Source organism: Thermostichus sp. OS-CIW-26 (assembly GCF_054058395.1).
The window spans coordinates 44,738-58,096 of record NZ_JBSSAG010000017.1 but is presented as its reverse complement, the minus strand read 5'-3'; the positions used below and the strand labels follow the sequence as shown (position 1 = coordinate 58,096).

Sequence of the window (13,359 nt, the reverse complement as noted above, 5' to 3'; positions counted from 1 at the left end):
AACAGAAAGATCAACTGGTAGTAATCCGTACTGAACATATTATACATTATTTTCAGTATAGTTGAGCTTATTATTGACTAGAGTCATGCTCTGCCGGGATCCCTTCTTCGTCGAGTATTTTATCTGCTTGGATCCCACTAGGGCTGAGCTGGGTCGGCTGGCCCCCAAATGCGAATTGAGCCATCGGCGCCACCACTGAGAAGGGTCTGTCCATATCGCTGCGCGACGCTTCCGCGACCGGGGCCAAACAGCAAGACGCTCACCATCCAAGTCTGGCCGCCCAGGGTGCGCAACTGTTCTCCGCTGCGCAGATCCCAGAGCTTGATCTGGTGAGCGCGGTAATCGGTGCCGCTGGCGAGCAAGCGGCCATCAGGGCTGAGGGCAAGGGCGGCCAAGCCGGACAAAGTCTGGGGCAAGGTGCGCTCCAAGGATCCCGTGCCCAAGTTCCAGACCAAGATGCCACCGGTACTGCCAGCGAGCAAATAGCGGCCATCTGGGCTCAGAAGCACCTGCTCGATGGGGTAGTCGGCCTTTAGGGTTTCCAGCAAGGCCCCGCTGCCAGGATCCCAAAGGTGAACGGTGGGATCTCCATTGGCGGCCACCAAGATCCAAGGGGGGATCCCTTCAGATTGGCGGGAAGTATCCATACGGGTGGGTCTTGGGCCAAAGGCCACTGCTGTAATGCCAGCCCTCTGAGGGGTCTCCTGGGCGGCAGCAGTGGGAGGCGCCAGGGTGCGGATCAACTGGCCGTTGTCGGCCTGCCAAAGGCGGATGGTGCGGTCGGCGCTGCCACTGGCAATCCAACGACCATCGGGGCTAATGGCGACACTGTTGATCAACCCGGTGTGCCCTTGCAACTGCAGCCGCGCCAGCACATCCCCAGGCGAGAGAGCCGGATCCCCCAGGGTCGCCAGATCCCAGACCCGTACCGTCTTGTCTGCCCCCCCACTCACCAAAAAGGTACCATCTGGGCTGATGGCCAGTGCCTCAACGGATCCCTCGTGGCCTGCCCAGCTCTGGAGCAGTTGGCCAGCCTGGGGATCCCAAAGCCGGATCACGCCGTCGTCTCCCCCGGCAGCAAGGAGATTTCCATCCGGGCTGATGGCCAGAGCAGTGACGGCGACAGGGCCTTCCAGCGTAGCCTTGAGCTGCAAAGACTTGGCCCAGTCTGCCGGGTCGTTATCGCTACGCGACGCTTCCGCGACCGTGACGGCGGTGGGGACGGAGGCATGAGAACCGTTCTCGCGAGTAGGACGGAGTCCCAGGCCGTTGCGCTTTGCCGGGCCAGAGGATCCCGTTCTCGTGAGGGGGACAGAATCCTTGGGCTCCCCCCGCAGGCCAAGGTTTGCCCTCATCTGCCATACCCCTGCCACCGTCAACGCCAGCAAAGCCGCCAAGCTGCCTCCTGCCCAAACCGGTGGGATCCGGGGACGCGCCCGCAGCGATACCGGAGAACGCGGTGGGGTGGTTGGCTCCTGTAAGGGCTCGGCGGCGACAGGGCTGGGCTGGGACAGGAGTTCGGCGGCAGGGGGGCTCTCGGCGGGGGGCAAAGCCTGCAAAGCGGCCAGAGCTGCTGTTGCTGAAGGAAAGCACTGTTGTGGGTTGCAGCTCACCAAACGATCCAGAAAAGCAGCAAAAGGAGCGCTAGTAGAGGCCAGATCGTGCCAGCGCAACTCCCCCGTCAACGGGTCGCGAAACAGCTTCTGGGGCGGGATCCCGCAGAGGGCCTGCAGGGCAATCAGCCCAAGAGCATAGAGGTCGCTGCAATGCCTGGGGCCATAGGGGTTCCCGAAGCCAGAGCCGGAAAAAGCCAGACCCTGTTCCTCACCCCCCCACTTCAACAACACCCATCGGCCATCCGCCTGACGGTAGATCAAGCGAGAGGGCTGCAGGTTGCAGCAGCTCACCCCTTCCCCATTCAGGAAGGCCAAGGTTTGCAGCACATCCTGCAACAAGGCTCGTACCTCAGCCTCTGTCCAGTCGTGCCCCCAATGGCAGTGCATTTGGCGGGACGGAGTCGTTAGCTGGCCCCTCTCGGTTGCGTTACCTAGCAATAGAGCTTGTTCCAGGGTGGGCCCTTCAACCCATTCTTCCACCCAATAAAACTCCCCCTCTTGCTCAAAGCAGGCCAACAGGCGGGGGATACCCTCGTGGGATCCCAGGTGCTCCCGCAGCACCACTTCTTGCTGAAAGAGATGCCGTAGCGAGGCGGAGTCCTCACTGTGTTCGCGGTGCGGAGCATTTTGGCCGGCCTGCCAGCGTTTGAGCACCACCCGAAGCCGCTCAGGATGATGGCTATCCTGTGCCAAGTAGGTTTGTCCGCTGGATCCCAGTGCTTCCAAGATCTGATAGCGGCCACCCAGGGTCTGCCCTACCATGGGGAGAGTGCGAACCTTTTCCTTCCGACCCATCATGCCATAGCGACGTGAGACTCAGGCTAACCGTTCACCCTTGCGTTCACGGTGCGGAGCGCCTGGGTGGGATAGAGTCCTCGCCGCATCAGTCCTCCACCGCCATGGCTGAGGTGAGCAGAGCAAAAAGCGAAAGGGGATCCCGACAGCCGCTTTCGGTCAACTTTCTCCCTGGAGCAGGCTGAGTTGCTCAGCGACCTGGGGGATGTTGTTGCAAAACCTGCTTCAAATATCGCCCTGTATGGGATCCGGGGTGCTCAGCCACCTGTTCTGGGGTGCCAACGGCGATGATCTGGCCGCCGCGGTCGCCGCCCTCTGGCCCCAAGTCAATAATCCAATCAGCACAGCGGAGAATGTCCAGGTTGTGCTCGATCACCAGCACGGTGTTGCCTGTATCCACCAGCCGTTGCAGGACGTTCAAGAGCTTGTGGACATCGTAAAAAGACAAGCCGGTGGAGGGCTCATCCAGCAGATAGAGGGTTTTGCCGGTGGAGCGGCGGGCCAGTTCTGCGGCCAACTTGACCCGTTGCGCTTCCCCACCGGAGAGGGTAGGAGCTGGCTGGCCCAGCTTGATGTAATCGAGGCCCACATCGGCCAGAGTCTGCAGGATCTTGGCGGCGGGGGGCAGGGCAGCGAAAAACTCCAGCGCCTCCCCCACCGTCATATCCAGGACTTCGGCGATGTTCTTGCCCTTGTACCTGACCTGCAGGGTTTCGCGGCTGTAGCGGCTGCCCCCGCAGACTTCGCAGGTGACGTACACATCGGGCAGAAAGTTCATTTCAATCACGTTCACCCCCTGCCCTTTGCAGGCTTCACAGCGCCCCCCCTTGACATTGAAGGAAAAGTGGCCGGATGGGTAGCCTCTGGCCTTGGCATCCAAGGTTTGGGCAAAGGTTTGGCGGATCGGGTCGAACAGGCCGGTGTAGGTGGCAGGGTTGGAGCGGGGGGTACGGCCAATGGGAGATTGGTCGATCACGATCACCTTGTCAATGTGTTCGATGCCCTCAAGTGCTCCCATCTCCGTGGGTTGGGGCACCTTGTGTCCAAGATGGTGCTGCAGGGCAGGGTAGAGCAATTCGTTGACCAAGGTGGATTTGCCGGAGCCAGAGACCCCCGTGACACAGACCAACTTGCCCAGGGGGATCTCTACATCAATGTGCTTGAGGTTGTTTTTGTGGGCATTGGTGAGCTTGAGAGAAACCGCCTTGCCAGCCCGCCGCTGCGCAGGGGTAGGGATCCGCAGCCGCCCCGAAAGATAAGCTCCGGTGATGGAGCGCTCGCAGGCCATGATGTCCGCCAGGGATCCCTGGGCCACCACTTCCCCCCCGTGGATCCCGGCTCCAGGGCCGATATCGACGATGTGGTCGGCGGCACGGATGGTTTCTTCGTCGTGTTCCACCACGATCAGGGTGTTGCCCAGATCTCGCAGGCGAAACAGGGTTTGCAACAGGCGCTCGTTGTCCCGCTGGTGGAGGCCAATCGAGGGTTCGTCCAACACGTAGAGCACCCCCGTCAAGCCGGAGCCCATCTGGCTGGCCAGCCGGATCCGCTGCGCCTCGCCCCCGGAGAGGGTCATGGCCGGGCGGGCCAAGGTGAGGTAGTCGAGGCCCACATCCACCAAAAACTGCAGCCGGGTTTTGATCTCCCGCAGCACCAACTCGCCGATCTGCGCTTGGCGGGGGGTAAGGTTTAGCTGCTCCAGGCGGTGCAGGCAGTCGCGGATGGAGATCTCGGTGAGATCGGTAATGCGGTAGCCGCCGATGCGCACGGCCAGAGCTTCCGGCTTGAGACGGGATCCCCCACAGGCGGAACAGGGACGGTAGGTGAGGTAGGCTTCCAGCTTTTGCCGATAGATTTCGGAAGTGGTTTCCTGGTAGTGCCGCTGCAATTGGGGAATCACCCCCTCATAGCGGCGATAGTACCCCCGGCCTCGGTACTGAGATTCTACCTCGGCGATGTAGACCTCCTGGTCGGCGCCGTAGAGGATGATCTGCTGTTGCTGGGGGGTGAGATCGCACCAGCGGCTGCTGAGGTCAAAGCCAAAAGCCTTGGCGGCTCCCGCCAACAAAGCCAGATAGTAGGGGTTCTCCCGCTCTGCCCAAGGGGCGATGGCCGCGTACAAGGGGAGCTTGGGATCGGGCACGATCCGCTCGGGGTCGAAGATGGGCTCAAAACCCAGCCCGTGGCAGACAGGACAGGCCCCAATCGGCGAGTTGAAGGAAAACAGGCGCGGCGACAGCTCGCCCATCACCGAACCGTGCTCCGGGCAGGCAAATTGCTCAGAAAAAATCAGCTCCGTTGGCTTGCCGTTCAGGTATTGCCCCGCCGACTCGGCCACCTTTTGCAGCAGCTGTTCTCGCTCCTCTTCCCGCGGCAGCAGCTCCACCACCGCAATTCCTCCCGACTGGCGCAGGCAGGTTGCCAGAGAATCGGCCAGTCGCTCCGCTATGTCGGGGCTCTTGACCAGCCGATCCACCACCACCTCGATAGTGTGGGTCTTGTTTTTGTCCAAGGTGATCTCTTCGCTGAGATCCCATACCTGGCCGTCGACACGCACGCGTACAAACCCTTGCTGGCGCAAGCTTTGCAACAAGTTGGCGTGGGTGCCCTTTTTCCCTTTCACCACCGGCGAGAGCAACTGAAACCGCGTCCGATCCGGCAGGGCCAGGATCTGATCCACAATTTGATCCACCGTCTGGGGGGCGATCACCCGGTTGCAATGGGGGCAGTGCGGGATCCCAGCTCGCCCATACAGAAGCCGCAGGTAGTCGTAGATTTCGGTAACGGTGCCGACGGTGGAACGGGGGTTGTGGCTGGTGGACTTTTGATCGATGGAGATGGCCGGACTCAGCCCTTCGATGCGATCCACATCCGGCTTGTCCAGTTGCCCCAAAAACTGCCGCGCATAGGCACTGAGGGATTCCACATAGCGCCGCTGCCCTTCGGCAAAAATGGTGTCAAAGGCCAAAGAAGATTTGCCAGAGCCGGAGACGCCGGTGAACACCACCAGGCGATCCCGCGGGATCCGCAGCTCGACATTCTTGAGGTTGTGCTGCCGCGCCCCCACCACGTGAATTTCGTTTTGGCTGGACATCTCACCACCTTTTCGCGCAGCGTGTCACAGGCATCCCGTCGAGACCGGCGAGTAACAAAATCTTAACGATTCTTAGTTAACGATTCTAATGCTCTTCGCTTTGTCCAAAAGGGGATCCCAGGGAGGGCAAACCGGTAGCAAAAAAGACTTGGCTATGCTGGAAAGAATTGAATCCCAAGGGCCATGACCTGGACACTGCCATCCGTTCAAAAGGTGTTTGTTTACCTGTTGGTGGGGATCGCCTTCACGGCCCTTTGTCTGGGGGATCAGGCTCTGTCGCCACCGGTCATTGCCGTTTGCTTGGCCGCAGGGGCCTGCAGTTGGTTTTGGGAGCCGCCAAGGATTGCTTTTGCCCGCTATGCCCCCCTGTGGATGCCCCTGACGGTGGCGGTGTTGCTTAGCCTGCTGGCTTTGGTTATCTTTGGGATCCTTCCCTTTTCCGATGGGGCCATTGGCTTGGTGCTTTACCTAACGGGGGCCAAGCTGTTTCAGCGGGAACGGGCAGCCGATCACATCCAGTTGGCGGTGCTGTCTCTGCTGCTGATGGCCATTGCCACCCTGTTCAACGAAGACATCAGCTTTGGGCTGCTGTTTTTGCTGTACGTGGGGGTAGGGCTAATCAACCTCACCCTTTACCACCTGCGCCTGCAAGCAGAGCAGCACCCGCAGGCAGCCAGCCAAACCCGTGGCATCAACCTCAACTTTTTGGGCTTTCTCGGATCCCTGGCTTTGCTGGCGGTGATCCTGTCCGTGGCTTTGTTTTTCTTGTTCCCGCGGGTCAGTTTAGGAATTCTGGGTCGCCAGGCCCGCTCGCCGGTGATGACCACTGGCTTTGCCGAAGAAGTCAGCCTGGGAGCATTCGGCACCCTCAAAACCGATAACACCGTTGTCATGCGGGTGGAATTTCCGGCAGGGGTGCCGCCCCGTGTGGAGTCCCTCTACTGGCGCGGGATCAGCTTCGATCGCTACGATGGACGGGCCTGGTCGCGAACGCTAGACCGCTTCATCCCCATTTTCCCCAACGCAGCAGGGGTATTTGATCTCTCTGCCTCCAGCTTGATCCCCACTGCTCCCGACCTGCTGCTTCTCCCCTTGGAGCAGCTTATCTATCTGGAGCCGCTGGTCACCAACACCGTTTTTGGGGTGGCCCCGCTGGTGGAGATGGAATGGCTGGAGCGGGGCGGAGCAGCGACGGTGCAACAAGCTTGGCAACGGCAGAATCGCCGCCTCATCCTGAGCGAGACCGGAGATGTTGGCCATTCTCTGCCTCGGCAGGTGCCCCATCTTTACCGCGCCCGGAGCCGGATCTCAAGGGAGTTAAGCCCGCGCTTGCGCCGGCTAGGCCACGCGGAGCTGTTCAGTGCTCTCGACCCAGTCCAACAGGCAGCCTATCTGCAGTTGCCAGCAGACCTGGATCCTCGCATTCCCGCCTTGGCTGAAGACGTTACCGCTGGGATCCCCGATGTCTTTGGCAAGGTGACGGCTTTGCAGAACTACCTGCTGGAGAACTACGCCTATACCACCGATCTGCCGGATCCCGGCCCTGAACCGCCTTTGGAAGCCTTTCTGTTCACCCATCGGCGGGGCCACTGCGAATATTTCGCCACAGCCCTGACGGTGCTGGCCCGCAGCATTGGCATCCCAGCCCGGATGGTGAATGGCTTTTTGGGCGGGCGCTGGGTGGCGCAGGAAAATTATCTGGCAGTACGCAATGCCGACGCCCATTCCTGGACGGAGATCCCCTTTGGCCCCTACGGCTGGGTCATCTTTGACGCTACGCCGGCAGAGGCCAATGTTAGTCAGCGGCAGAGCTGGTGGGATCCCCTTCAAGATTTCTACGACAGCTTGCGCTTCCGCTGGTTTAAGTACGTCATCCAGTACGACCTATCCACCCAGCGGCAGATCTGGCGGCAGATCCAGGAGCTGGCTAGCGCTGTAGCCGCCTCTCCGGATCGAGAGGATGTCGGTGCTGGCTTCCGTCGCAGCCTGGTTGCCTTGGGGCAAACGTTGCAGCAGAATGGCCTGCCGGTGTTGGGGGTGGTTTTGATCACGGGATCCATGGCCTATTGGGGTCGCCGCCGCCGCTATCAGGCCGTGCGCTGGCAGGATGGGGGGTGGATTCTGTTGGCCACTGCCGGCAATGGGGTGGTGATGGGATCCCTGTGGCAGCCTCCGCCCCCCTGGCCCACCTGGATGGTTGGCCTCTTGCTACCGAGTCTGGCCTTTGCTGGGATGCGCTGGATCCCGGCGGCTCTACCCAAGTCGCAGCAGCGCCGCCAGCTTATCTCAAGGCTTTATCTGCAACTGCGGGATCTGGCGACGGCGGTGGGGATCCCAGCCCACCTAGGCCCTGAGGCCTGCCTGGAACACTTGCGCCACTCCGACTTACCACAAGCCCAGGTGGCCATCCAGTTCTTGGAGCGCTACCTGGAGGTGCGCTTCGGTGGGATCCCGTTGGAGGCGGGCGAATTGCAGCGCTGGCAACAGCAATTCAAACAGCTCAGACGAGCATGGCAGCCACTGGCCAAAAACCCCAGAAGAGCCGCCTGACCAGAAGGACGGCTATGCCCTGGAGCAGGTACCCCAAAAGCCCTGCGAGAAACCTTGACAGTTATGAGATAGTTAAGAGATAGTTAACAACAGTTATGGACCCCGTAAGCTGGCCTGCCAGAATAGCGGGATAGGAGGCGGCGTGCTCACTTTGGGCACGTCGCACACTGGTAATTTGCTCTGCTCTTGCAAACTCGTCCGAAGCTGTGTTACTTTTCTTAACGTTCAGCTTTGAACGAGCAAGAGCGTGCTAGCTACGCGTAGCTATTCTCTGAGGGCAGCGTTGGCTGCGACTGTATGCGTTTTGTCTTCTTCCGTCTTCTCCTCTAGCCTGGCTCAAGCAGCGCCTCAGCCGACCGGAAACGGGGCCATCTTCTTCCACCCGGATGGCACTTCGGCTTCCCACTGGGACATCACACGCATTCTCCACTACGGCCCCGATGGCTTTCTGAACTGGGATCGTCTTCCCGTGATTACCACCTATCGCGGGCACCTTTTCGACCAGCTTGGGGGAACTTCCAACGCCGGAGCGGTGACCCATGCCACAGGAACTCGTGCCCACGCCAAGAGCTTTGGGAGCGAGCTGAAGCCCTAGTGTCTGCTGTGGTCACCTGCCTTGGGCGGGTGTTTGCCCCACAAGCTCTGTCCGTCACGGGGGATCCATCCAGTGGATCCCCTTTTTTTATGAGAACCACATAACGGCGAAGGGGCTAGCTCAGCAAAGCAGATAGACGTAGTTCATTTTGCGTTAGAACTGTACTACAGTGGGCTATCATGGAGCCGAGACTGTCCTTTGGGTTTGAGTTTGTTCCACCAACGCGAACTGCGATCTTCAACCATGCCCACTCCCGCTGACTCCTCTCCATCCCCCCTTCTCCAAAGCGACGAGGTTCTCAAGCCTGAGGACTCTGTTCCGCTGAGGGGGACGGTATTGGCGGCCCGTGAGCCTTTTTTGGGGCTGTTGCGGGATCTGGCGCGGGCCTACCAAGCTTTTGAAAATTACGCCGGGGTTCACATTCGGCAAATGGGGCTGACGGCCCCCCAATTCGATGTGTTGGTTACCCTTGGCAATACCCCTGGGATGACCATGAATGTCTTGGCCCAAAAAACGCTGGTGACCAAAGGGACACTGACCGGCATTGTGGATCGCCTGGAACAAAAAGGGCTGGTGCGCCGGGAAGTGCCCCCGGAAAACCGACGCTGCTTTAAGGTCGTGCTGACAGAGGCGGGGGAAAAACTGTTTGAGGAAATTTTCCCGGCCCACGTCGCCTACTTGAAAGAGCGCTTCCAAAAGCTGGATCCCTCGGAGATGGCGCAGATCCAGGCTTGCCTTAAAAAACTGCAGGCTATTTTCTAGCGCTTTCAGATTCCCCCTTGCTGAGGAGGGATCCCTTCTAGCCCGGTTCAAACGGCTGCCCCAGAGCTGCCGGCGGCGTGGCCTTCACCGCCTGCTGAATCCAGCGCCGCAGCCGAGGTGGGAGCCCGCGCAAGCCGCACTCCCGCCATTCCCCAGAGGTGAGCACCAGCGCCAAAATCATCAACACGAAGGGGGCCACCGTGAAAACTTGGGTGGGCACGGCGCGGATGGTGGTCTGGGCAACCCCAGCGAAGGACTGCAAAATGCCGAACAGGTAGGCCCCCAGAGCTACCCGCAAGGGGTTCCAGCCACCGAAGATGACGATGGCCAAGGCAATCCAGCCATACCCTGCTGTATGTCGGTGGCTCCAGCCGGCCTTGAAATCCAGAGAAAAGGCAGCCCCCGCCAAGCCCAATAGGGATCCCCCCACAAGGGTGTAAACATAGCGCCAGAAAATGACATTGGTGCCGCGGGCAAAAGCCGCCGCCGGCTGTTCTCCCATAGCCCGCAACATCAGGCCAGGCTGAGTGCGATACAAAAAGAACCAAGTTCCCCCGATGAGCGCGTAGCTGGCGTACAGCAACAGATCCCCTCGGAACAGGAGCGGCCCCAGCAGTGGCACCTCTCTCAAGAAGGGGATCGGCAGGCTGGGCACCGTTGGCCCTGGGATCCGCACGAACGGATTGCCCAAAAAGGAAGACAAATCCGCCCCCAATAGGGTCAAGACGAAACCAATGGCAATTTGGGATCCCTTCAGGGTCAGCGAGCCAAAGGCCACGATCCCAGCAAACAGCGCTCCCACCGCGGCGGCAGCCAAAAAGCCCAATACCAAGCTTCCCGTCAGCTTGGCCACGGCGAACCCAACCATGGCCGCCAGCATGATCGTCCCCTCTGCGGAGAGGTTGATCACCCCTGCCCGCTCGGTAATGGTTTCCCCCACACAGGCGAAGACCACCGGTGTGGCGGTGGCAATGGCAGTGGAGAGAATAGCAACCAGTTGGGCAGCGGTCATTATGAGCCTGTCGAGAACTCGGGTTGGGTTAACGCATTTGCAGTTGCTGCGGGAATGCGCCTGTCGATCTGGTCATCGCCTCACCCCAACACCCAGAGCATGAAAGCCACCCCTAGGGTGACGGCACCAAACAGAGCATAGCTGATCCGGCGCAGCGGCCTCAGTTGCATAGCATGGAGAGCTTTGAGCCAGTCTAACCCCAAGGATTCGACAAAGCGATCCAGCACCGCCTGCATAGGGTAGGCGTAAACCGATCCTTGCTCCTTAAAGTTCACCAGCACAACCAGCAATGTAGCGTAGCCCCAGAGGAGGCCCCAGAGCACAGCGCTCAACCCGATTAAAATTGGCTCAAACATCGACTTTCCCTTGCCTTCTATAGGCATGTCCACTGCTTGCGTGAGCGGGAGACGGAGTTCTTTGAGCCTGGGGGACTTGGATCTCATTATTCCGGTTGTTTTCCCGTTGAGGCTGCCCTCCCTCAGACAAGAGCGTAGAAGGGATCCCAGCTTGCTTGCAGAGATCACGCCGGTTCTCTTCTGCCCGTCCAGACCAGAAGATGACAAACTGGAAGTACCCGCTCGGAGTTATCTCGTCAAATCCCCATGAGTTCTCGCTACCTGCTGCCCCCCGCTGAACCCAAGTCTGTCGGTACTGCCTATATCCTCTGGGCGTTGGGCATCTTCGGGATCTGTGGCGTCCATCGCTTCTACCTGGGCAAGACTGGAACAGGCATCCTCTGGCTGTTCACCTTTGGCCTGCTGGGCTTTGGCCAGTTAATTGACCTGTTTTTGATCCCAGGCATGGTGGAGAACTACAACTTCAAGCTGGCCGTCCTGCAGGGATCCCGACCCTCCCCATCCCCAGCTTCCTCAAAAACCACCTCAGCACCTCCTCAGCCCCTCAAAGGTCAAGCTCTGATGCGGGAGATCCTGCGGCTAGCCCAACAGCGGCAAGGGATCCTCACCCTTGCGGAGATAGCTATCGACTTACCTGCCGACTTTGACGAAATTGAAAAGGCGCTGCAAGAGCTGAGCCGGCGGAGCATGGCTTTCCCCGAAAACAACCCGGTCACTGGAGCGGTAGAATACCACTTCCCTCACCTGCTGCACCGCTCCCCCGACCAACGTTCGCTCTAGATGCCCTCCTGCAGACCTCTACTGGGATCCCAGGATCCCTTGACGTTTGGCTAGCCGCATTGCCCAGCGAAAGGTCAGCAAGCCCAGGCCGAAGTAGAAAACGCCGCTGGCTAGAGCCATGGCCAAGCGCACGGGATCCAAGCCCGCCTCCCGCACCATCACGTCGCGTAACAGCCCCGCCCCCGCCGTCATGGGCAGACTTTGCCCTAGCCACCTCAGGGATCCCGGCCATTCTTCCGTGGGAGCAGCCAACAGAAAAAGCAAGCCGAATTGGCTGATAATTAAAAGCTGCTGAATTCGCTTCCAAATCAGAGCGGCGGATCCCAGCAAAAACGAAAAACCGTAGGCCCCCAGCACCACGCTCAAGAGCGGCAGCACCAAACTGGGGGGAAAGCGCAGCCGACTGCCCGTGAGCAGCAAAATGGCACCCAAAATGACGACAACAACAGAAAAGCGCAACACCAAGCTGGCACAAGCCCGCGCCAGAAACAGGGTGGCCGCGGAAAAGGGCGAAAGCAGCACCTGCTCTAGCGTCCCCGTCTGGGCTTCCACCTGCAGGTTGAGGGCGATGTCGTTCACCACAAAAATGACCAGCGTCCAGAGCACATAGCCGATCACCACCGCATCCAACCGTTCGCCAAATTGGGAGGCAGGCCCTGCCACATATTGGGCGCCGGCAAAGAGGGCATAGAAGAAGAACGTGGTGATCAGGATCCCGCCCAGGGCCTCCGCCGGATAGCGAATGTACTGGATCCAGGCCCGCTTCAGTTCAGCCCAAAACAGGTGTATCACCGGCATCATCCTTGCCCCTCTCCCCTTTTCAACAACTCGAGGAAAATATGGGTGAGATCGGCTTCCTCTCGTTTGAGGCTGAGCAAGGGCAAAGGCTTCAAGATCTCCAGCACCTGATAGAGCATCTCTGGCGGGCCGCTGAACCGCACCCGATGGGATCCGAGAATCTCCACCCCTTGGCGGGCCAGTTGTTCAAACCTCCAGGGATCCAGCCCCTGTTCCAGCTCGATCCGGTAAGTACCGACGGCGCCGGCAAAGTGCCGGATCAACTCTCCCGTGGGGGCTTGGGCGATGATCACCCCTTGTCGAATAACGGCTACCTGATCCGAGAGCGCTTCCGCAATATCCAGTTGATGGGTGGTGAGCAAGATGGCTCGACCCGAAGCGGCAATTTGGCGGATCAGGGATTTCACCGCTTGGGCGGCTTCCACGTCCAGCCCTAGGGTGGGCTCATCCAGCAGCAACAGGGCCGGCTGGTGCAGGAGGGCAACGGCAATGGCCACCTTCTGCTGCATACCCCGCGAAAGGGTTTGCACGGCAACATCCCGCTTTTCCCACAGGCCAAAGGTCTCCAGGAGCTCTAGCCCCCGTTGCCGGGCGGTTCTGGGGGGTAGCCCCCGCAGCACGCCAAAGTACTCCAAGTTCTGGAGGGGGGTCAGCCGCCAGTAGAGGTTGCGGTTGCCTTCCAGCACCGCCCCTACTTGGGCCAATGTGCCAGGATCCCTGTGGGGATCCCGTCCGAGAACGCGCACTGTGCCCGCGTCGGGTTGGATCAGCCCGGCAATGAGCTTGATGGTGGTGGTCTTGCCGGCCCCGTTGGGCCCCAGAAAAGCCAGGATCTCCCCTGCCGCCATCGTCAGGGATACATCCACCACCGCCCGCACCTCCCTGCCTCCTTGCCGGTAGGTTTTTTGGAGGTGGTGAGCTTCTAGAACTTTCATGACGCGAACCCGATGCAAACGCGAAGCCGATGCAAAAAGGAGCGCTGAAGAGAGGAGGGCCGGCCA

The 13,359-nt window shown here is 60.0% G+C and carries 10 protein-coding genes; 4 read left to right on the top strand and 6 right to left on the bottom strand.

Annotated features, from left to right (window positions below):
- Window positions 1–137: 137 nt before the first annotated feature.
- Both ACVW0C_RS08630 and uvrA read right to left on the bottom strand, forming a co-directional pair.
- Window positions 138–2,378 carry a WD40 repeat domain-containing serine/threonine-protein kinase gene (locus ACVW0C_RS08630; RefSeq protein ID WP_457384928.1) on the bottom strand — a complete coding sequence of 747 codons (2,241 nt, stop codon included), beginning with the start codon at window positions 2,376–2,378 and terminating at the stop codon, window positions 138–140.
- Window positions 2,379–2,601: 223 nt separating this feature from the next.
- Complete coding sequence (gene uvrA, locus ACVW0C_RS08625; RefSeq protein WP_457384927.1) at window positions 2,602–5,505, bottom strand: excinuclease ABC subunit UvrA; 2,904 nt, start codon at window positions 5,503–5,505, stop codon at window positions 2,602–2,604.
- A gap of 183 nt (window positions 5,506–5,688) precedes the next feature.
- Between uvrA and ACVW0C_RS08620 the strand changes: the two genes are divergently transcribed.
- The 3 genes from ACVW0C_RS08620 (at window position 5,689) to ACVW0C_RS08610 (ending at window position 9,412) form a co-directional block, all read left to right on the top strand.
- A complete protein-coding gene (locus tag ACVW0C_RS08620; protein WP_457384926.1) occupies window positions 5,689–8,055 on the top strand; it encodes a transglutaminase TgpA family protein in 2,367 nt (788 codons plus the stop codon).
- Window positions 8,056–8,338: 283 nt separating this feature from the next.
- Window positions 8,339–8,650 carry a hypothetical protein gene (locus ACVW0C_RS08615; protein WP_457384925.1) on the top strand — a complete coding sequence of 104 codons (312 nt, stop codon included), beginning with the start codon at window positions 8,339–8,341 and terminating at the stop codon, window positions 8,648–8,650.
- A 336-nt stretch (window positions 8,651–8,986) separates the two neighbouring features.
- A complete protein-coding gene (locus tag ACVW0C_RS08610; protein ID WP_011432828.1) occupies window positions 8,987–9,412 on the top strand; it encodes a MarR family winged helix-turn-helix transcriptional regulator in 426 nt (141 codons plus the stop codon).
- A gap of 37 nt (window positions 9,413–9,449) precedes the next feature.
- Here the strand turns inward: ACVW0C_RS08610 and ACVW0C_RS08605 are convergent, their stop codons facing one another.
- Both ACVW0C_RS08605 and ACVW0C_RS08600 read right to left on the bottom strand, forming a co-directional pair.
- The gene (locus tag ACVW0C_RS08605) at window positions 9,450–10,424 is read right to left on the bottom strand and encodes an ABC transporter permease (protein ID WP_457384924.1); all 975 of its coding nucleotides are present in this window, start codon (window positions 10,422–10,424) and stop codon (window positions 9,450–9,452) included.
- Between the two features lie 80 nt (window positions 10,425–10,504).
- Complete coding sequence (locus ACVW0C_RS08600; protein WP_457384923.1) at window positions 10,505–10,780, bottom strand: hypothetical protein; 276 nt, start codon at window positions 10,778–10,780, stop codon at window positions 10,505–10,507.
- Window positions 10,781–11,026: 246 nt separating this feature from the next.
- Here ACVW0C_RS08600 and ACVW0C_RS08595 point away from each other — a divergent pair, with 246 nt between their 5' ends.
- Window positions 11,027–11,560: a TM2 domain-containing protein gene (locus ACVW0C_RS08595; RefSeq protein WP_414342801.1), complete on the top strand. Its 534-nt coding sequence runs from the start codon at window positions 11,027–11,029 to the stop codon at window positions 11,558–11,560.
- 18 nt (window positions 11,561–11,578) lie between these two features.
- Here ACVW0C_RS08595 and ACVW0C_RS08590 read toward each other — a convergent pair whose 3' ends face one another.
- Together ACVW0C_RS08590 and ACVW0C_RS08585 are read right to left on the bottom strand one after the other, a co-directional pair.
- Window positions 11,579–12,361, bottom strand: coding sequence for an ABC transporter permease (locus ACVW0C_RS08590; RefSeq protein ID WP_457384922.1), 783 nt, complete (start codon window positions 12,359–12,361; stop codon window positions 11,579–11,581).
- Window positions 12,358–13,293 carry an ABC transporter ATP-binding protein gene (locus ACVW0C_RS08585; protein ID WP_457384921.1) on the bottom strand — a complete coding sequence of 312 codons (936 nt, stop codon included), beginning with the start codon at window positions 13,291–13,293 and terminating at the stop codon, window positions 12,358–12,360. The genes ACVW0C_RS08590 and ACVW0C_RS08585 overlap by 4 nt, the downstream gene beginning before the upstream one ends.
- Window positions 13,294–13,359: the final 66 nt, after the last annotated feature.

Coding starts and splice junctions, on each gene's coding strand:
- ACVW0C_RS08630 (WP_457384928.1), bottom strand. CDS start 2,378: ATGGTAGGGCAGACCCTGGGTGGCCGCTATCAGATCTTGGAAGCACTG.
- uvrA (WP_457384927.1), bottom strand. CDS start 5,505: ATGTCCAGCCAAAACGAAATTCACGTGGTGGGGGCGCGGCAGCACAAC.
- ACVW0C_RS08620 (WP_457384926.1), top strand. CDS start 5,689: ATGACCTGGACACTGCCATCCGTTCAAAAGGTGTTTGTTTACCTGTTG.
- ACVW0C_RS08605 (WP_457384924.1), bottom strand. CDS start 10,424: ATGACCGCTGCCCAACTGGTTGCTATTCTCTCCACTGCCATTGCCACC.
- ACVW0C_RS08600 (WP_457384923.1), bottom strand. CDS start 10,780: ATGTTTGAGCCAATTTTAATCGGGTTGAGCGCTGTGCTCTGGGGCCTC.
- ACVW0C_RS08595 (WP_414342801.1), top strand. CDS start 11,027: ATGAGTTCTCGCTACCTGCTGCCCCCCGCTGAACCCAAGTCTGTCGGT.
- ACVW0C_RS08590 (WP_457384922.1), bottom strand. CDS start 12,361: ATGATGCCGGTGATACACCTGTTTTGGGCTGAACTGAAGCGGGCCTGG.
- ACVW0C_RS08585 (WP_457384921.1), bottom strand. CDS start 13,293: ATGAAAGTTCTAGAAGCTCACCACCTCCAAAAAACCTACCGGCAAGGA.